This is a genomic window from Coprothermobacter proteolyticus DSM 5265, assembly GCF_000020945.1.
GTDB classification, from domain to species: Bacteria; Coprothermobacterota; Coprothermobacteria; order Coprothermobacterales; family Coprothermobacteraceae; genus Coprothermobacter; species Coprothermobacter proteolyticus.
Window position 1 is genome coordinate 307,494 of record NC_011295.1, and the last position, 17,220, is coordinate 324,713.

20 protein-coding genes are annotated in these 17,220 nt (G+C 44.0%); 17 read left to right on the forward strand and 3 right to left on the reverse strand.

Going from position 1 to position 17,220, the window contains the following annotated elements:
- Positions 1–5: 5 nt before the first annotated feature.
- From COPRO5265_RS01490 to COPRO5265_RS01570, 17 genes are read left to right on the forward strand one after another with little or no spacing between them, the layout of a single operon-like run.
- Positions 6–200: a flagellar FlbD family protein gene (locus COPRO5265_RS01490; RefSeq protein ID WP_012543970.1), complete on the forward strand. Its 195-nt coding sequence runs from the start codon at positions 6–8 to the stop codon at positions 198–200.
- The gene (locus COPRO5265_RS01495; RefSeq protein ID WP_012544277.1) at positions 191–988 is read left to right on the forward strand and encodes a motility protein A; all 798 of its coding nucleotides are present in this window, start codon (positions 191–193) and stop codon (positions 986–988) included. The genes COPRO5265_RS01490 and COPRO5265_RS01495 overlap by 10 nt, the downstream gene beginning before the upstream one ends.
- Positions 981–1,694: an OmpA/MotB family protein gene (locus tag COPRO5265_RS01500; protein ID WP_012544169.1), complete on the forward strand. Its 714-nt coding sequence runs from the start codon at positions 981–983 to the stop codon at positions 1,692–1,694. Before COPRO5265_RS01495 ends, COPRO5265_RS01500 begins: the two co-directional genes overlap by 8 nt.
- Positions 1,694–2,140 (forward strand): flagellar basal body-associated FliL family protein, encoded by a 447-nt coding sequence (locus COPRO5265_RS01505; protein ID WP_012544452.1) that lies wholly within the window; start codon positions 1,694–1,696, stop codon positions 2,138–2,140. Before COPRO5265_RS01500 ends, COPRO5265_RS01505 begins: the two co-directional genes overlap by 1 nt.
- Positions 2,140–3,120 carry a flagellar motor switch protein FliM gene (gene fliM / locus COPRO5265_RS01510; RefSeq protein ID WP_012543426.1) on the forward strand — a complete coding sequence of 327 codons (981 nt, stop codon included), beginning with the start codon at positions 2,140–2,142 and terminating at the stop codon, positions 3,118–3,120. Before COPRO5265_RS01505 ends, fliM begins: the two co-directional genes overlap by 1 nt.
- A gap of 6 nt (positions 3,121–3,126) precedes the next feature.
- Complete coding sequence (gene fliN / locus COPRO5265_RS01515; RefSeq protein WP_012544622.1) at positions 3,127–3,990, forward strand: flagellar motor switch protein FliN; 864 nt, start codon at positions 3,127–3,129, stop codon at positions 3,988–3,990.
- A gap of 16 nt (positions 3,991–4,006) precedes the next feature.
- Positions 4,007–4,375 carry a response regulator gene (locus COPRO5265_RS01520; RefSeq protein WP_012543641.1) on the forward strand — a complete coding sequence of 123 codons (369 nt, stop codon included), beginning with the start codon at positions 4,007–4,009 and terminating at the stop codon, positions 4,373–4,375.
- The gene (gene fliO / locus COPRO5265_RS01525) at positions 4,368–4,706 is read left to right on the forward strand and encodes a flagellar biosynthetic protein FliO (RefSeq protein ID WP_012544785.1); all 339 of its coding nucleotides are present in this window, start codon (positions 4,368–4,370) and stop codon (positions 4,704–4,706) included. The genes COPRO5265_RS01520 and fliO overlap by 8 nt, the downstream gene beginning before the upstream one ends.
- Positions 4,681–5,337, forward strand: coding sequence for a flagellar type III secretion system pore protein FliP (locus COPRO5265_RS01530; RefSeq protein ID WP_012543977.1), 657 nt, complete (start codon positions 4,681–4,683; stop codon positions 5,335–5,337). The genes fliO and COPRO5265_RS01530 overlap by 26 nt, the downstream gene beginning before the upstream one ends.
- Positions 5,334–5,597 (forward strand): flagellar biosynthetic protein FliQ, encoded by a 264-nt coding sequence (locus COPRO5265_RS01535; protein ID WP_012544147.1) that lies wholly within the window; start codon positions 5,334–5,336, stop codon positions 5,595–5,597. The genes COPRO5265_RS01530 and COPRO5265_RS01535 overlap by 4 nt, the downstream gene beginning before the upstream one ends.
- On the forward strand, positions 5,579–6,325 hold the full coding sequence (locus COPRO5265_RS01540; protein ID WP_012544829.1) for a flagellar biosynthetic protein FliR: 747 nt from the start codon (positions 5,579–5,581) through the stop codon (positions 6,323–6,325). Before COPRO5265_RS01535 ends, COPRO5265_RS01540 begins: the two co-directional genes overlap by 19 nt.
- 6 nt (positions 6,326–6,331) lie before the next feature.
- Positions 6,332–7,363 (forward strand): EscU/YscU/HrcU family type III secretion system export apparatus switch protein, encoded by a 1,032-nt coding sequence (locus tag COPRO5265_RS01545; RefSeq protein ID WP_012544426.1) that lies wholly within the window; start codon positions 6,332–6,334, stop codon positions 7,361–7,363.
- Positions 7,360–9,375 (forward strand): flagellar biosynthesis protein FlhA, encoded by a 2,016-nt coding sequence (locus COPRO5265_RS01550; protein ID WP_012543780.1) that lies wholly within the window; start codon positions 7,360–7,362, stop codon positions 9,373–9,375. Before COPRO5265_RS01545 ends, COPRO5265_RS01550 begins: the two co-directional genes overlap by 4 nt.
- Entirely contained in the window at positions 9,375–10,370 is a 996-nt protein-coding gene (locus COPRO5265_RS01555; RefSeq protein ID WP_012544603.1) for a flagellar biosynthesis protein FlhF, read from the forward strand. The genes COPRO5265_RS01550 and COPRO5265_RS01555 overlap by 1 nt, the downstream gene beginning before the upstream one ends.
- Positions 10,367–11,221, forward strand: a complete 855-nt coding sequence (locus COPRO5265_RS01560) for an AAA family ATPase (protein ID WP_049750673.1) — start codon at positions 10,367–10,369, stop codon at positions 11,219–11,221. The genes COPRO5265_RS01555 and COPRO5265_RS01560 overlap by 4 nt, the downstream gene beginning before the upstream one ends.
- A 10-nt stretch (positions 11,222–11,231) precedes the next feature.
- On the forward strand, positions 11,232–12,281 hold the full coding sequence (locus COPRO5265_RS01565; protein WP_012544213.1) for a chemotaxis protein CheB: 1,050 nt from the start codon (positions 11,232–11,234) through the stop codon (positions 12,279–12,281).
- Positions 12,269–13,033 (forward strand): CheR family methyltransferase, encoded by a 765-nt coding sequence (locus COPRO5265_RS01570; protein WP_012544010.1) that lies wholly within the window; start codon positions 12,269–12,271, stop codon positions 13,031–13,033. The genes COPRO5265_RS01565 and COPRO5265_RS01570 overlap by 13 nt, the downstream gene beginning before the upstream one ends.
- On the opposite strand, the gene COPRO5265_RS01575 is transcribed toward COPRO5265_RS01570, so the two are convergent.
- Genes COPRO5265_RS01575 through COPRO5265_RS01585 form a run of 3 tightly spaced genes read right to left on the reverse strand, consistent with a single transcriptional unit; the run spans position 13,005 to position 17,201 of the window.
- The gene (locus tag COPRO5265_RS01575; RefSeq protein WP_012543574.1) at positions 13,005–14,801 is read right to left on the reverse strand and encodes a cell division FtsA domain-containing protein; all 1,797 of its coding nucleotides are present in this window, start codon (positions 14,799–14,801) and stop codon (positions 13,005–13,007) included. The genes COPRO5265_RS01570 and COPRO5265_RS01575 overlap by 29 nt on opposite strands.
- Positions 14,798–16,378 carry a DUF342 domain-containing protein gene (locus tag COPRO5265_RS01580; protein ID WP_236608227.1) on the reverse strand — a complete coding sequence of 527 codons (1,581 nt, stop codon included), beginning with the start codon at positions 16,376–16,378 and terminating at the stop codon, positions 14,798–14,800. The genes COPRO5265_RS01575 and COPRO5265_RS01580 overlap by 4 nt, the downstream gene beginning before the upstream one ends.
- Positions 16,371–17,201 carry a mechanosensitive ion channel family protein gene (locus tag COPRO5265_RS01585; protein WP_012543684.1) on the reverse strand — a complete coding sequence of 277 codons (831 nt, stop codon included), beginning with the start codon at positions 17,199–17,201 and terminating at the stop codon, positions 16,371–16,373. The genes COPRO5265_RS01580 and COPRO5265_RS01585 overlap by 8 nt, the downstream gene beginning before the upstream one ends.
- Positions 17,202–17,220 lie beyond the last annotated feature (19 nt).

Sequence of the window (17,220 nt, forward strand, 5' to 3'; positions counted from 1 at the left end):
TATGAATGATTAAACTGACTTCGCCAAAAGACGAAGAATTTTACCTCAACGAAGATCTAATTGAAAAGGCGGAAGAGCGCGGTGATTTCACCGTGCTCTTCCTGGTTAACGGTCATAAGTACTTGTGTAAAGAATCTGTAAGTGAGATCATCAAACGCATAGTGCGGTTTAAAAACATGGTGAAAGATCAATGGACATAGGGGTATTAGGTGGACTTGCGATAACGTTTGGTCTGATAGTACTATCCGTAATAGCTGATCTGAATTCTTTTATTGATTTTAACAGCATGCTTGTTACCATTGGTGGCTCCTTCGGTTCTACTCTTGTAGCTGTGGGTTTTGACCGCATGAAAAATCTGCCGAAGTATGTTATGGCAGCTTTTAAGAAGAAGACTTTTGATAAGGCAGGTACTATAAAACTCTTGGTGGATCTGTCTAACAAGGCAAGAAGGGAAGGACTGCTGGCTTTAGAGGATTCACTCGAAGAACTGGAAGATCCTTTTGTTAAACGTGGCCTACAATTGGTCATCGATGGTGTAGAACCTGAGTCAGTTCAAAACATACTGAATTTGGACATAGAAGCCATGCAAAACAGACATGCCGATGGCAAGATGATCTTTGACGTCTGGGCGGGTTTTGCCCCATCTTTCGGTATGTTGGGAACCATAATGGGACTAGTGCAAATGCTTAAACGGTTGGATGACCCTTCCACCATAGGGCCCGCTATGGCACTGGCGTTAATCACAACGTTCTATGGTGCTGTGCTGGCCTACGGCGTCTTTCAGCCCATGAGTAACACATTACAGCGTAAGAGTGACATGGAAAGTGATTTTAGAGAAATGATCGTGGAAGGCATATTGGGTATCCAAAGCGGTGAAAATCCTCGGCTTTTGGAGGAACGTTTAGTTTCGTTCTTGTCACCTGCTGAACGGGAGCAGTACGAGAGAACCAGGGCTCAAAAGACTGAAGAGGTGGCAGAAGTTGCCTAAGAGAAAGGAGTCTTCGGGCCCGGGCGCTCCTCTTTGGTGTCTGTCTTACGGAGACCTAGTTACTAACATGTTAGTATTTTTTGTCATGTTATTTGCTTTCTCTACGCTGAATGCAACTAAATTCGAGCAGATGGCATACTCTTTTGTGGTGGCTCTGGGTGGAGGCATGGGCGTTTTGCCATCAAATCCTACCTTTAGTCCACCCATGCCCATACCGCCTGACTTCATAATGCAGGGTCCAATGACTGTGGCGGAGCTCTATAGTAATTTGGGGGGAGTTGAGAAGAGTATTCAGCAGCAGTACGGATCTGAGGCGATCGAAGTAATAGAAGGCGTCAATGAAGTCAGAGTTAGGATCTCAGGGGACCTTTTGTTTATGCCCTGCTCAGCCTCTATCAGACCCGAGACTAGCCAGATACTTTCTGCTTTAGCACCAGAGCTTGTTAAGGCACAGAAGGAGGGCTATCGAGTTTACATCGAGGGGCATGCCGCCTATACCTTATCAACATGCCCTGGCTACATAGACGATTTCCACATATCTAGCGATCGGGCGTTAAATGTTTTGGAGCGATTCAAGTCTTTGGGCTTAGACGACTCTAAAATGGCGTTGGTTGGGTACGGTGATAATGTCCCGGTGGGAGATGTGAATACCCCTCAAGGACAGGCAAAGAATCGCCGAGTGGAGATTACCATTAGGAGGGACTGATGAAGAAGATATTAGTTTATTTGCTTGTGGTAATACTGTTGCTTGGTGCAGGTATGGCACTTGGCGTTTATGTACTTGCCCCTGTTGTCAAGGATATGGGTTCGAATACAGCAGCACAAAGTAAGCCTGAGCCTGTGCTTCAGCCTTTGGGCAAGTTCACTACAAACCTAAGTAACCCTAAATACATTATTCAGGTGACAGTGAATTTGGAATTCTATGATAAAAAAGCGCTTAGTGAGATTCAAAAAATGGATCCAAGTTTCTTGGTAATTCAGGACGAACTCTTGAAGTATTTCAAGACGTTAAAACCTGAGGATTTTTCCACAGATAAAGGCCTTAGCCAAATACAGGACAATTTTGTAAAAAGGATAAACAACTTGTATGGAAAGACCGTTTTAAGTGATGTGCTTTTTGGGGCTGATACGGTTATAACGGTGATGCCATAATGGCAGAAACGCTGTCGCAAGAAGAAATTGATACTTTGCTAAGTGCTATTAAAGCCGGCCAAGCAGAGCTTGTTCAAACCAAAGAGAAAGTAGTTCGTAAATACGACTTTAGAAGACCTGACAAGCTCTCGAAAGAGCAGTTAAGGACCATTCAAATGCTGCACGAGAATTTTGCCCGTGGAGCAAGTACGGAGCTTGCAGGGTACTTAAGGTCTGCCATGTCTATTTCCATTGTTTCCGTAGACCAAGTAACTTACCAAGAGTACATAAGATCCTTATCAGACCCTACGTTCATGTATTTGGTGCCCATCATCGATGTGACCAGTGTGATTTTCGAAATGTCTTTGGATTTCGTTTTCGCCATTATTGACAAACTTTTAGGCGGACCTGGTAAACCGTTAAGAGAAGTTAGAGAGCTTACCTCTGTTGAAGCAACCTTAATGAATCGGGTTATGGACGTTTACTTAAAGCATTGGTTGGAAGCATGGAAGCCCATTGTTCAGTGGAATTTGGGTAAGCCAACACTAGAATACTCTCCAGGGTTCGTGCAGATAATGCCTGGCAGCGATGTGGTCATAGTTATCACCTACGAAGAGAAGCTTGGTGAGAAAACTGCCATTGGTACCATATGTGTGCCATATATGGCTATGGAGGGTTTTGTTCAAAACCTTACTGCTCACCGTTGGTTTGGGGTAAGCAAGCCAACGCCTGATGATTGGAAAACTACGCTCATGGAGGTTATTGAGGACATAACAGTAGAAGTCTCTGCAGTCTTAGGAGAAGCGTCCGTCGGTATTGGTGAGATCTTGAAGTGGAATGTGGGCGATGTTATTGAGCTTAGCAGGAGAAGTGATGAGGAAGTGGACCTTTTAGTTGAGGGGAATCTATTTGCCAAGGGTATACCTGGGATTTACCAGCGAAGGAAGGCTTTGCTTGTTACTGGTCGAAGCGAAGAAGACAGGAAAGAGGAGGTGGGCTAAGACCATATGTCAGATTTCATTGGGAGTTTGAAACGTTTGCTAAGTGAGATTACGAATGGCGCTGTAAAGTTGGGTAATTTCTATAAGACAGAAAATTTGCCTTCTGAACAAGGAGAGTTTGTGATTGTTGACTTTGCACTTGGTGACTTTGGTGATGGCTTCATCGTGCTTAGTGAGGACTTAGCTAAAACATTGGGTAATGAAATGCTTAGAATATTCCAGCTTACCGTAGATAATCTTAATGATGATTTAGTGCTTAGTACTATTGGAGAAGCAATAAATCAAAGTGTCAATGGTGCTGTTCAGGAAAATGCAGAACAGTTTGGGATGATCCCTTCTGTTAGTGTGGGTGCAGCTCAAGTCGTGACAGCTGAAGCCCTAAAGGAAAAAGTGAGTGGTTTATCTTTTATTGAAGTGGAAGGTGGTTTATGGTTTTGTGTGCCCAATAAACTTTCCTCCATACTCTTGATGGGATACAGTGATGTGTCGGAAAGAGCTGACGCTGTGTCTAGCGAAGTCGAGAAAACATCAGCCTCAGTTATGCAAGAAAATGACGTTGAAGATGTTACCTTTCCACAGCTGCGACCTGAAGGTGACATTCAGCCCTTACCTAGGAACTTGGAGCTTCTTCTGGATGTAAAAGTTAATGTGTCCGTAGAACTGGGGCGTAGTCGAGTAAGCATCAAAGACCTTTTGTCATTAGGGTCGGGCTCCATAATCACACTGGACAAATTGGCAGGAGAGCCCGTTGACATTTTAGTCAATGGTAAGCCTATAGCCAAAGGGGAAGTGGTTGTAATTGACGAGTCTTTCGGTGTTAGAATTCTTGATATAATAGCTCCCAAGGAAAGGCTAAAGGCAGAACTTTAGACAGCAGGAGGTTAAGATGAGTAAACGGGTTTTAATTGTGGACGATGCAGCTTTTATGCGAATGATGATAAAGAACGTTTTAACGCAGAACGGTTATGAGGTTGCAGGAGAGGCTTCCAATGGACAGGAAGCTTTAGTTTTGTATGAAAAAGTTAAGCCGGATCTGGTAACGTTAGATATAACGATGCCTGAGATGGATGGTATCCAAACACTTAAAGAACTCCTGAAAATGGATCCTTCTGCTAACGTGATCATGGTAACTGCTATGGGACAGCAGCAATTAGTAATCGAGGCTATCCAAGTGGGAGCAAAGGATTTTGTGGTAAAACCATTCCAACCTGACCGTCTTATAGAGGCGGTAAGGAAGGCTCTGGGGGATGAGTAGTTTTTGGCAGTGGTTCTTCCTCCTGCTGTTTTTTGTTGTTCTTATTGGCGTTTTATGGTTTTTAAGTAGATACGGCAGGCGTTGGCTGGGCAATTTCCGCGTACCCGCTCAGGGGAAACAGCTGAAGGTATTGGATGCAGTCTCCTTGGATTTTCGAACGCGGGTATTCCTGGTTTTGGTGGCTGATAAGCAAAAGGTGCTGGTGGCTGATAACGGAAATCATATCAGGATTGTACTCTTGCCTAGTGACGAAAAGGACGCTGGTACAGACTGGCAAAGTTCAACGTTTGAGAAAATACTGAAAGATGCAGACGGCAACACCACTAATTAGTATTAATCTAGGTTCTGGCGGACTATCTATGGTCCAGCTCATTGTTCTTCTTACTGTATTCACATTGGCTCCATCTTTTATAATGTTTTTCACAAGTTTTCTAAGGATTTTGGTGGTTTTTGCTTTTATGCGTAGTGCTCTTGGTCTGCAGCAGTTCCCTCCTGCTCAGGTTTTCACAGCTCTTGCTCTAATACTTACGTTTTTGATTATGGGTCCAGTTTTCTCTCAGGTTTACCAGCAGGCATGGGTGCCTTACAGTCAAGGCCAAATGGATTTTCAGCAATTTTTGTCAGCTGCAGAGAAGCCTGTGGGTGATTGGATGTTAAAACAGGTCAAACCAGAAGAATTGAACACCATGGCATCAATTTCTGGAACGGATCCTAAAAACCCTAACTTTACAACCTTGGCCAGTGCTTTCATGGTTAGTGAACTAAAGACGGCTTTTACCATGGGGCTTCTGCTTTATTTGCCTTTCATTGCGCTAGATGTTATCATAGCATCGGTTCTCATGTCATTAGGTATGTTCATGATTCCTCCTGCCATGATCAGCTTACCTTTGAAAATACTACTTTTCGTTGCAGCTAATGGGTGGGATACAGTGATAATGGGACTTGTGAGGAGTTTCAGATGACGGATTTCATATTCAGCTGGTTTCGGAGCTCAGTTCTCCAGATTCTGATCATTGTGGGCCCTGTTTTGCTTGTGGCCTTGGTTTTGGGCATTATCATAAGCATATTGCAGGTTCTTACACAGATACATGATCCTTCAGTGGCTTTCGTACCGAAGTTCTTGGTCATCATGCTTCTGGTTTTGTTTTTTGGTGGTACTGTCGTAAATGTCATGGTCAGGTTCTTTAACGGCGTTGTATCGGCATGGCAGACGCTACCTTAGGTTTCTGGCCCGTCTTTTTTAGACTTTTAGGTTTTGTTCTTGCCACTCCCATACTACCCACAAGGTTTTTTAATCTTAGGACAAAAGCAGTGCTTTCTTTTGCCATATCTCTCATATCTGTTCCCGATTTTGTGGCTGTTCTTTCTTTGCAGACCTCTGTTTCCTGGGTTCAGATTTACATTACTGAATTTGCTTTAGGTCTGCTTTTAGGAATTTTCAGTGGTATCGTATATTGGGCTCTGGTGTTCGCTGGGGATCTTTGGGACATCATGTCAGGCTTTCAAATGATGACAGCTATTGATCCTTTTACCTCTGTACCGCAGCCAGTGATGACTCAGTTTTTTTCACTCATGGCTGCAGCTGTCTTCGTGGTAGGTGGAGGCTTAGATAGTTTCATAGCGCTTGTAATAATGAGCTACAGATTGATTCCAGCTGGTAGTTTCATTCATTTGGCTCTTTCGGAGCCTGCTTTATTCTTAACGAGAGTCTTTTCACTGGGACTAGCTGTGGCCATTCCCATAGTAGTGCTTGTCATATTGCTTGAATTCATCATGGGTGTCGTTTCAAAGGGGGCATCGGGGTTCCCAGTTTTTGTGGTTTGGATTCCTTTGCAGACAGCAGTTGCTTTGCTTTTGCTGTTCGCCATGCTACCACTTATGAAGGTTTTTACCCAAAACTGGACTCGTTGGGCGGTACAGTATCTTACTTCACTTCTTTCAGCGGGGTAACAGAGGATGCCAGAGGGAGAACGTACAGAACCACCTAGTCCGCGACGCCTGGAACGAGCTATCCAGGAAGGGAATGTTCCTCAAAGCCCTGAGCTTACCGGGGCTATTGGACTTTTTGTTTTTGTGCTCATACTGCGTGTGTATTACCCACGATTTGTGTCTAGTTGGCAACGTATGTGGTTTGGTGTGTTTTACAGTGTATCTCCAGAAACTGCTGCGCATGATCTGGCAGTGGTACTGCTATCCACCTTGCCTGTGCTGTTAGTTCCTTTATTAGCTGTTGTACTTGCCACTCTTGTATTGTCTGGAGTAAGACTTTACCCAAAAAAAATGGTACCCAAACTAGACGGTCTTAACCCGGCACAGAACATTAAACGTATTTTTTCTTTGCAGTCACTTGAACAAATGGGTATAGGTCTCTTAAAGGTTATCCTGCTTTCGGTGGTAGCATACTTTCTTGCAAAAGACAGGCTAGTTGGAATAATGAGTGGCACACAAGATCCCATTCAATTTATGAGTTTATCTGCATCTATTCTGACTGACATACTGCTGTATTTGGTGGCGGTTTACTTGCTTATAGGTCTTGCAGATTATGCATTTCAAAGACGTCGGTGGTGGAACTCGCTAAAAATGACAAAAGAGGAAGTAAAAGAAGAAATGAAGAGTATAGAAGGAGACCCCACTGTTAAGGCACGGCTTCGCTCCCGTATGCGACAATATGCTATGAGGCGTTCCCTGGCTGATGTTAAAAAAGCTACCGTGGTCATCACGAACCCTACGGAATATGCTGTGGCCCTACGTTATGAAAAAGGCATGGTTGCTCCCGAGTTGGTCGCTAAAGGTGCTGGATGGTTGGCTCAGCGGATCAAAGATGAGGCACGTAGGTATAATGTACCCGTGGTAGTCAGACCAGAACTGGCAAGGACCATTTTTCGAAAAGTGGAAGTGGGTGATTACATAACTCCTGACCTTTATCAAGCAGTAGCAGCTGTGCTTGTGGAAGTCATGAAGAAAAAGAGGCAGAGTAGCAAGTCATGAGCGGTTTGTACACAACCTTATTTGTCATTGTAGGCATCTTCATGCTAATGGTTCCAGTGCCCTCAATGGTGCTGGATGTGTTGTTTGCCTTTAACCTTGTTTTTTCGCTCCTTGTACTCATGATTTCCCTCTATACACGATCAGCTACTGAATTCTCCTCTTTTCCCAGCTTAATGTTGTTTGCAGTGTTCTTCCACTTAGTGCTCATAGTTAGCAGTGCCCGAGCCATATTGGTCACAGGTAATCCGGGCGCATTGGCTACAGCTTTCGGAAAGCTTATCATGGGCCAAGGTAATTGGGTAGTTGGTTTGGTGATCTTTGTGGTGTTGCTCATTGTGCAGTACATGGTTATTACCAGTGGTCAACAGCGTATCTCAGAGGTAGCAGCTCGTTTTACGTTGGATGCCATGCCAGGACGCCAAATGGCAATTGACGCTGACCTTTCTGCTGGCTTCATTACGCCAGAAGAAGCTCGTCGACAAAGAGATTCACTTAGGAAGGAATCTGACTTTTTCGGTGCCATGGATGGTGCTTCCCGCTTCGTGCGTGGGGAGACCATGGCTTCGGCTTTAGCTGCTGTGGTTAACGCTCTAGGTGGAATGGTGGTTGGCCTGCTTAAAGGAGAGGCTGCTGTGGATGCTTTGCTTCACTATCTTGGCGTTGCCATTGGCGTTGCTCTGCAAATTGCTATTTCCTCACTGGCTTTGTCGCTTTCAGCCGCCCTTTTAGTGGCTCGGGTTTCTTCAGAACAGAGTTTGGGAGAAGAAATCACTTCCGAACTCATGGCTTTCCCTGGTTTGGTAAGAATACTTGGCATTGTCCTTCTGGTGACTTCACTGCTACCCGGCGTGCCGAAACTGCTCTTGATCCCGCTGGGCGTGCTACTTATTTGGTTTGGCCGGACACCAAAACCTGCCGCGGAAACCGCTTTACCCGAACAAGTGGAAGCAAAGAGATTGTATGAGCAGCTGTCTGAACCCGAAGCCATGTTAGGTTTTGTCGGTGTAGACGCAGTTGAACTGGAGTTTGGTTATGAGCTCCTTCCACTTTTCGACACTACTAGTGGACAAGACATTCTTGACAGTATTGCTCTGCTACGTAAGAACTTATCCGAGGAGTTTGGTTTCCCCATACCCGGAATTCGTATACATGACAATCTGGGGCTTAAGCCTAATCAGTACCGTATAAAACTTCGTGGTGTAACCGCTGGTGAAGGTATTTTGGAGATGGGGCTTCTTCTTGCCATGGGAGAGGGGAGTGACCTTGAGAAAGTCTCTGGGGTTCCAACCAAAGAACCCGTCTTTAACCTGGACGCAAAGTGGATACCCCCAAGTGACAAATTAAAAGCTGAGGCAGCAGGCTTAACAGTTGTGGATTGCGGGACCATTGTTATTACACATCTGGGTGAAGTGTTGAAGAGCAGCCTTGCCGATTTGATCACTAGGCAAAATATCAAGGACATTGTAGACTATGTGGGACGCTCTCACCCTGCCGTAGTAGAAGAACTTCAACAGGTAGCCTCCCTGGGCGATGTGGAATTCGTATTCAGGTATCTTTTGCAGGAACGTTTGCCCGTTCGAGATGTGGTGCGGGTTTTTGAACTTATTACTGATTCATTGCGCGCTAGTCGGGACCTGCGTGAAGCAGGAGAACTGGCTCGAAAGGCCTGCGTACCCTACTTATTGGAAACCTTAGCCGAAGAAGAGGGGACTATTAAGGTTATTACTTTGAAACCAGATATGGAACGAGCGTTGATAGAAAGCTATCAACCTGGATCGGAGATTGGATTTGCACTTTCTGGTGAAAATTTGAGAAAAATCATTGACGAGATTAAGAAAGCATGGGAAATGTCTCATAGCTACGCAGAAAACGCCGTTCTGGTGGTGCACCCACGCATACGAAGAGCACTATGGGAGCTTCTTAGCAGGCAAGGTCTAAAGGAGTTAACAGTTTTGTCTTATAATGAGATCATGGATGCAAAGTACGTAGTTGTGGGAAGTGTGGGCGCTTAATGGAGGTCATTAAGGTAAAGGACACTGATATCCAAAGTGCTCTGGACATGGTTAAGCGTCAGTATGGCAGTGATGCCATGATCCTAGAAATTAGGAAGAAGCGCAAGTACGTTTTTGGGCCCACCTATTATGAGCTGCTTATCGGCATTGAGCAGAGTTCTGCAAAAGGAAACCTGGATAATCTTGAAGCTTTGGAAAAAGCAATCAAGAGATTGGATGCTGCAGTAAGCGCACTAGCGGTGAAAGAAGACGAGCTTGATGCACTTTCCAGACAAACTGGGTTTTCCAAGGAGCTTTTGGTAAAAGCAAGGGCTGTTCCTACAGAAGATTGGAAAAATACTTTACGTCAGTACCTAAGTAACAAACTTGAGTTTGTCCGTTTGGAAAGTATAAAGTTCCAAACGTTTCCAAAAGTTGTTGTTCTGCTCGGGCCTACCGGGGTCGGAAAAACCACTACTGCTGCTAAATTGGCAGGTTACCTGTTGCTTGAAAGGAATGTATCTTCTGGGTTTGTTACCATCGATACCTTCAGAGCTGGTGCAGTAGAACAAACAAAACTTTTTGGTAAAGCTATGAACTTACCTGTGGAAGTTGTACGTCGACCACACCAGATGCAGAAAGTACTTGCGAAGTTGCCAGATGCCCACTATGTTTTTGTAGATACCATAGGCAGGAACCCTAAGGAAATTGGCAAACTTACCGAAATAAAGATGTATCTTGACGAACTTGAAGAATGGATTCCTGTGTTATGCCTAAATGCAGGCTTGAGAAAAGAAGAAATGCAAAAAGCTTTTGAGTACTTTAATAAGGTTTTTCACATTGAGTATTTCATACTCACAAAAGTGGATGAGGCAGAAAACATAAGCAGTGCTGTGGAGTTCATGGCTGAAAATGGACTAAAGACATTGGCCTTGACAAACGGGCAAAATGTACCAGATGATCTTTTGTTCCCCGACATAGAGAATGTTTTAGGCATGGTTGGTTTGTCTTTATGAAGAGTGAGCAGGTAAATAGGGCCGAAAGGCGATTGCGGAAGACCAGGGTTATTGCAGTCTCCTCTGGTAAGGGCGGCGTCGGTAAAACCTTAGTTGCCTTGGGACTGAGTATGGTGTTAGCGAACATGAAGAAGGATGTGCTACTAGTTGATGCTGATTTAGGAACTGCAAATGTGAATGTGGCCTTAGGTATACCCGTGGAATACAACCTGTGGGACGTGGTTAAGGGGAGAACGGACGTTGACAATGCCATCATGAGTGTGGAAGAGCATTTGGACCTTCTTCCTGGTGTTAGTGGTGTCTATGAAGCTACTTTCTGGCGTATGCGCGATACTGAAAAACTGTGGCGTGAACTGGATGGTGTTCTAACCAGATATGACTATGCCATAATCGATACCGGCTCGGGCATTGGAAACACGGTTGTGCAGTTTTGTATAGCCGCAGATGAAGTAGTTGTGGTATTTACCCCAGAAGCCACATCCATAACGGATGCCTACGCACTCATCAAGACTCTCCACAAAGAGGGGTATGATGGCAATATCTATGCTCTGGAGAACATGGTTAGAAAAGTGCAATCCGATTTGGTGCTTGCTGTGTCTTTAAAGTCCATGGCTCAGCGGTTTCTCAACCGCGAAATAGAGATTCTGGGTACCATTCCTTTTGATCCACAAATTTCTAAACAGGTTAGATATCAAGAGCTTGGAAAGTATTTGCATCAGTCTGACGAATTCATGTTTTATATGGGAACCGTAGTTAAGAACCTCCTGAAAAGTGGAGAAGATCTTGGTTCATATAAACCTTCTTTTTGGAGCAAATTAAAGAACCGCCTTAGCAAAATGATGGGTACTTAAGGAGTTTCTCATGCGGAGCACTGGTCGCATTCTAGTTGTGGAAGATTCTACTTTTGTTAGCAAAGTTGTGTGCGATATTCTACAAAAAAACTTGAATGTGGTTTGTGATACCGCATCCAGTGTCAAAGAGGCGTTAGTCAAAATAAGGCTTTACCCTTACGATGTTATTCTCCTTGATTATGTTCTGCCTGACGGTACAGGCATTGATATTCTCAGAAAGGGCAGGGATAGTTTAAAAGGTTACGTGATTCTGTTTTCATCATTGGCCCAGGAAGGGGCTGATATAACTGTTCAAGCTCTCTCAGAAGGTGCTGTTGATTTCATATTGAAGCCTGGTTGGGGTGGTATGCTCGCAGACGACTTTAGTCGCGAACTAGTTGCCAAAATTGAAGTGCTGCTTTCGAAGAAACCTGTCGAATCTACTGAAAAGGTCTTAAAGCAAGTTAACACGGCAGAACTGAAAACAGGGATTAAGCTGGTTAACTGTCCGGGTAAGGCAGAAGGCATCGTTGTGGTAGCGTCGTCAACCGGAGGCCCTCAGGCCCTTCGGAAATTTCTTGGCAAGTTTGAGCGTGTTAATGTTCCCGTGGTTATAGCGCAGCATATGCCCCCATTTTTTACAAAAAGCTTAGCTGAGCAACTTTGCAAGACGACTAAGTTGGATGTAATGGAAGCCACTTCAACAGTAGAGCTTGAGCCTAACAGAGTTTACGTGATTACTGGAGGCAAGCACGGAGTTGTAAGTGGTGGTGTTCTTGAGATAATAGATGGTCCTGCTGTTAATGGGGTAAAGCCAGCTGCTGATCTGCTTTTTGCTTCTGCCGCTGAAGCCTATGGAACTCAAACGCTGGGTGTAGTGCTTACAGGCATGGGTAAGGATGGACTAGAGGGAAGCAAATTCATCAAACAATTAGGTGGCAAAGTTATAGCGGAATCTCAAGAAAGTGCTGTGGTTTGGGGAATGCCTGGAGAAGTGGTGAAGTGTGGATTAGCAGATGCTATTGATCATCTGGAAGTTTTACCCTATCGTGTTGAGGAGATCATCAAGTGGTGGAAGTGAACCTTGAGCCGCTCATTGCGTTGTTAAGAAAACACCGCGACCTGGACCTCTCGGGTTACAGTAAGAGCACGCTCGGCAGAAGAATCACGTATTTTATGGGGCTGAACAAGATAAGTTCCATTGACGAACTGGGAAGGCGTTTAGCTGAGGATGATTTATTGTTCCAAGAGTTTCTGGACAAACTCACTATAAACGTCACGGAGTTTTTCAGAGACCCCCCCTTCTGGGAGAAGCTTACGGAACTACTAAAGTCTTTACCGTCAAACCGAATTAAGAGTTGGTCAGCTGGTTGCAGTATAGGATGTGAGCCTTATTCATTGGCTATGGTATTCTTAGAACACAAAGTTTTCCATGAACCGATTTGGGCTACGGATTTCGACAAAGGGGCTTTGGAGAGAGCCAAGGCAGGTGTTTACACACAAAACGAGATAAGAAATGTGCCTCAGCGTTATATGAAGTATTTCACCGAAGAGGATGGAAACTACCGTGTACATCCTCGCATAAAGGCTTTGGTTCGTTTTGAACAACACAATCTTCTTCAAGACGATTTTCCAGTGTCCGAAATGGACTTAATTCTATGCCGCAATGTGGTTATCTACTTCGGTCATGACGTGCACGAGTATCTTTGGCAGAAATTTGCTAAGGCTTTAAAACCTGGTGGAATTCTGTTTGTGGGGGCATCAGAAATCATCTTTGATCCTGGTAAATACGGTTTATCTTTAATTAGCCACGGATTTTATCGTAGACGATAATAATTTGCAAGAACTGAGCTATTGGTTCTGAATACCCTATTTCCCTATGCCCGTCCGTTATAAACAGGGCTTTGGATTGTATTAAACCTTTGTCTAGAAGAAAGGCCAATAAGTCTGCCACAGTCTCCTTTTCATCTACTGGTACCTGGAGGCTTGGTCCACCATTAATAGTTACAGTTACAAAGGTGTAATCTATTTTCTTATACAAGCTACCTGGCTGTACTAAAGAGGGTCCTCTTAGGCGCACTAATCTGTGCTCTTTACGTGAAAGTAGATCTTCCAACTCTTCCTTAGTGCTGGGGAACAGTCTATAAACCTTTTCTTTTTCGGGAGCAGTTACAATGTGTCCTTCTTCATCTACAAGCGACAGAGGAAGCTTTTGTCTAATTTCGCCTTCCACAATTACGTACAGATCTAATTTAAGCTTTCTACCGCCTAGTTGGAAGCGTACTACATCTCCATCGGTTAGGAATGTTCCCCAAGAGGCTGGTGTTCCATTAACATATGGCTCTATCTCGTTCTCCTCATACACAGCAAATTCTTGTAGTTCAGAACCTACCTTTATACTAATGGTGGAGACGTCGCGCTGCTGCATTCTGTTTACGTCCGTTCCAGCACGTAATAATGCACTGTTAACTGTTGGGTGTTCATTTGTAAGAAAGAAAGCCAATTTATCTTCTACTACTGCGTGGATTACGTTGTGTCTTGGTTCTAGCATGGCTAGACCTAAGGCAACTGCCCATGCTGGTTTGCTTAGCTCGCCTTTTGCAGACAATTTCGCCACGTGGACCATTTCATTTGGTATCTCCAATGCTTGCGCCAAAAACTCATCCAGCTTTGGCGTAAGTGCCGCACCTCCCACTAGGGCAACTGCGGAAGGTGCCTTACCGTTGTTTGCTTCAAGTATTTTCGCAGCCAAGGCAGAAGCAAGCACTGATGCTGCGTCCTGTATGCATGTAAGAATAAGGTTTTGATCAACTTGTATTCTTTTTCCAACAATGTTTTCAACGGACCTTTTCAAACCCGGTTTTATTTTCATTTTCTCAGCAGTCTCCAATGGTACCATGAACCGCTGCGCTAGATGTTCAGTGATATATTGGCCTGCCATCGGTATGGAAGCGAAATTACAAACTTTGCCTTCCTTAAATATGGTGATGTCCGACGTTCCGGCGCCCGCGTCCACCAAAGCAATATTGAAGTAGCGCAGTTCTTTTCTAACTGCAGCTTCTTTGCTAGCTACTGCCTCACTAAAAATGCTGGTCACTTTTAAGCCTGCTTCCTGCAGAGTCTTGATTAAGGAAAGTACAGTGTCTTTTCTAAAAAACTGCATTACCAACGTTACTTCTAAACTATGACCATGGCGTCCTATGGGATTTTCGACGATCATGTCATCTAATGTCCATTTAGCAACATCAAAGTCTGAAAGAAGGTATCCCTCCAGCGATGCCTTCTCTGTGATTTCTGCAAGCAAATCATCCACATCTTCTTGTTGTACGAAATCGGAGGTAATCCTTCTACGGCCTTCGACAGTTTTGACTATCATACTTTTTCCAGCTACAGCTGTCACGACTGGTAAGGTCATGTCGAAATCGTTCTCGGCTAGAAATTCGCGAAGTTCTTTTGCAGCCATGGGAACGTTCTCAATCTGCCCATTCTTTAGCAGTGAAAATTTGTGCTTTTGCATAGCGTATTTAACGATATTGCCGGTATCATCTACCTCCATGGCAGCGAATTTATGTGTTCCCATGTCCAAACAAAGTCGTTTCATCTTGATATGATCACCCTCGGTATGGGCGGTGGACTGCTAAATGGATAGAACTTGACTTGACCATCTTCGAAAACAAAGGTGACAAAAGACAGTTCATTTCTTACTAAGTAAACACTGGAACCAAACCTTATTTCCACATTCGGATATACTATTTCCCTGACGAATATGCGTGCTTTCTTTAGAGAATCCTGTATCCTTGTAAGAAGTTCTTTTATGCGCTCGTCCAAGGTCTCAATTTCTGTTGCTGTCATAGCCATCTTTTCCTCATACAACTTTAGCATGGTCGGGGATTTTTTTGCTAGTTCTTGTATCTCATTGTATTCTTTTCTTTTCTCAGACAAAACTCGAGCTACGTACTCGTACTCTTGATTTAGGCTTTTGGGAGCAGTGATCTGCAAGACTACGCGCTCTGCTAAGTCGTTTCCTACATTTGGGGCAACAATGAATCTTTCAGCTAGAACAGTGGAGCCTGCTATGCGTGCTTTCGAATGTGTAAGGTACAAATCGGTGCATTCAACATGGCTAAATAGTACACCACTTTCGGCAATTACAATGGGCGCTTGAACCCGTGCCTTTGTGATTTGGCGAGCCATTACTGCATTTCCAGCTACCAAAACAGCTTTATCATTTCCAGCTACCACACCGTCTATTTTAATATTTTGTCCCGCTTCTAGTTGCGCTCCTTCCACAACGCCATGCACTTGTATACTGGTTTTCGCTTTCACCTTAAAGCCTTCTCTTACTGTTCCCATTATTTGTACAGCATCCACAAAATCTTCGATGTTGCCTGTGTGGTAATCCACGTCGCCAGATACTATCAGCTGAGAGATAATACTAACGCGCGTGCCTTCTTTTACCACAACACCATCTATTTTGGCTATGATCTTTAGTCCATCTTCCGTGACCAAGGTGTTCTTTCCTGCCATCTTTCTTAAATCAATATCTCTTCCATCTTTAGCAGCGATTATACGCCCCTTCACAGTTTTACCCGGCGTTCCTCTTTGAGGGGGGTTCTTTTCTACAAGAACTGTGCCGGCAGTAACATAATCCCACTTGGAGATGATTTCTTTAAAGTCAACATACTGTGCGTCCTCAGCTACAGGGTTAACAGGTTTTTGGTAAACCCATTCTAATGATGCGTCTTCCCCATCCACGGGTGGCACCCCTTTAGCTACAAGAATTCTTTCTAAAGGAGCATGCAGTAACATTTTTGCCACATCATCGCTTATAAGTTCTAAACTTTTATCTTTTAACAACTTAAGGATCTCTTCTTCACTCAGTTGAAATGAGCAAAAACCTGGTAGATAAGTGGCATAGGCTTCCATTTCATCATCGGTTATTTCGATCATCACGTCAGGGATTGTGGGTTCCTTAGTTATCACCACCCATGAACCAGGATTCTTTATGGCGTCAACAATCACCTCGGGTTTTTCTACATTAATACGCATTTCCATGAGCGTGCTTAGAACCTTTGTGGGGCTCATGCCGGATTCTTCCATGCACAGCTCAATTCCTTGCTCACCACACCTTACGGCGACACCATCTTTTTTGATCATATAAGGCTGCTCATCATTCACTACGCGATTTACCTCCCTGAATGGTAATTTCCGTTACCCCCAAAGGCTTACAGCCCAATTCAGACAACAAGTCGATGATGTGGTCTTGAGTTTCGCGGCTCATAGTAAGTAACTGACTGGTTTCTGCGACGGCACGAACAGTTATTCTTATGCCTTTTTCAGTGAGCTCACCAAAAACAATGGGGTCTTCCAGTACCCGTTTATCAGCTTTAAGTAAGTTTACTATGTGGGCCTTTATATCGGGGTATTTTTCCCAGCAATCTACGTAAAAGGAGAAATTCCACATTCTCGTAGGGCTTTTTGTATTGTTAACAATGGCACCATCTACCAGCATCTTATTGGGCATGGTTATCTCTAATCGCTCCAATGTTTCAATAGTGGTAGTTAACACATTGATGGCCTTTACAGTTCCAGTGTAGTTTCCCACTGTCACAGAGTCTCCTATATCAAAAGGCTTCTGAGCTAGAATCATCATTCCTGCAAACAAGTTCGAGAGAATGTTCTGAGTAGCTAACCCAACGATGAGTCCTGTTATACTGACACCTGCAAGTATGGAGGTGTAAGAAATACCTGCAATTCTCAGGGCTCCCAAGAATGCCACAATAACTATGACGTAATAAAGAAAGGAAAGCCAAAAACTGACGCTTATACCTGAGATTCCTGGGCGACCTTCAAGTTTTTGTTTTGAACTGTTTATTAGAGATGCAGTAATGCGCTGGATAACAATAAAGAAAGCAATAGCTACGAATATGTACGCACCTTTTACAGCTATTTGGTTTAGTAGTTTGAGCATTTCTTCAGAAAGATTTAATTCCCCAAACATGTTATTTTTAATGTTACCA

Coding starts and splice junctions, on each gene's coding strand:
- COPRO5265_RS01530 (WP_012543977.1), top strand. CDS start 4,681: ATGCAGACGGCAACACCACTAATTAGTATTAATCTAGGTTCTGGCGGA.
- COPRO5265_RS01535 (WP_012544147.1), top strand. CDS start 5,334: ATGACGGATTTCATATTCAGCTGGTTTCGGAGCTCAGTTCTCCAGATT.
- COPRO5265_RS01550 (WP_012543780.1), top strand. CDS start 7,360: ATGAGCGGTTTGTACACAACCTTATTTGTCATTGTAGGCATCTTCATG.
- fliM (WP_012543426.1), top strand. CDS start 2,140: ATGGCAGAAACGCTGTCGCAAGAAGAAATTGATACTTTGCTAAGTGCT.
- COPRO5265_RS01505 (WP_012544452.1), top strand. CDS start 1,694: ATGAAGAAGATATTAGTTTATTTGCTTGTGGTAATACTGTTGCTTGGT.
- COPRO5265_RS01520 (WP_012543641.1), top strand. CDS start 4,007: ATGAGTAAACGGGTTTTAATTGTGGACGATGCAGCTTTTATGCGAATG.
- COPRO5265_RS01565 (WP_012544213.1), top strand. CDS start 11,232: ATGCGGAGCACTGGTCGCATTCTAGTTGTGGAAGATTCTACTTTTGTT.
- COPRO5265_RS01585 (WP_012543684.1), bottom strand. CDS start 17,201: ATGTTTGGGGAATTAAATCTTTCTGAAGAAATGCTCAAACTACTAAAC.
- COPRO5265_RS01575 (WP_012543574.1), bottom strand. CDS start 14,801: ATGAAACGACTTTGTTTGGACATGGGAACACATAAATTCGCTGCCATG.
- fliO (WP_012544785.1), top strand. CDS start 4,368: ATGAGTAGTTTTTGGCAGTGGTTCTTCCTCCTGCTGTTTTTTGTTGTT.
- COPRO5265_RS01545 (WP_012544426.1), top strand. CDS start 6,332: ATGCCAGAGGGAGAACGTACAGAACCACCTAGTCCGCGACGCCTGGAA.
- fliN (WP_012544622.1), top strand. CDS start 3,127: ATGTCAGATTTCATTGGGAGTTTGAAACGTTTGCTAAGTGAGATTACG.
- COPRO5265_RS01555 (WP_012544603.1), top strand. CDS start 9,375: ATGGAGGTCATTAAGGTAAAGGACACTGATATCCAAAGTGCTCTGGAC.
- COPRO5265_RS01495 (WP_012544277.1), top strand. CDS start 191: ATGGACATAGGGGTATTAGGTGGACTTGCGATAACGTTTGGTCTGATA.
- COPRO5265_RS01490 (WP_012543970.1), top strand. CDS start 6: ATGATTAAACTGACTTCGCCAAAAGACGAAGAATTTTACCTCAACGAA.
- COPRO5265_RS01560 (WP_049750673.1), top strand. CDS start 10,367: ATGAAGAGTGAGCAGGTAAATAGGGCCGAAAGGCGATTGCGGAAGACC.
- COPRO5265_RS01540 (WP_012544829.1), top strand. CDS start 5,579: ATGGCAGACGCTACCTTAGGTTTCTGGCCCGTCTTTTTTAGACTTTTA.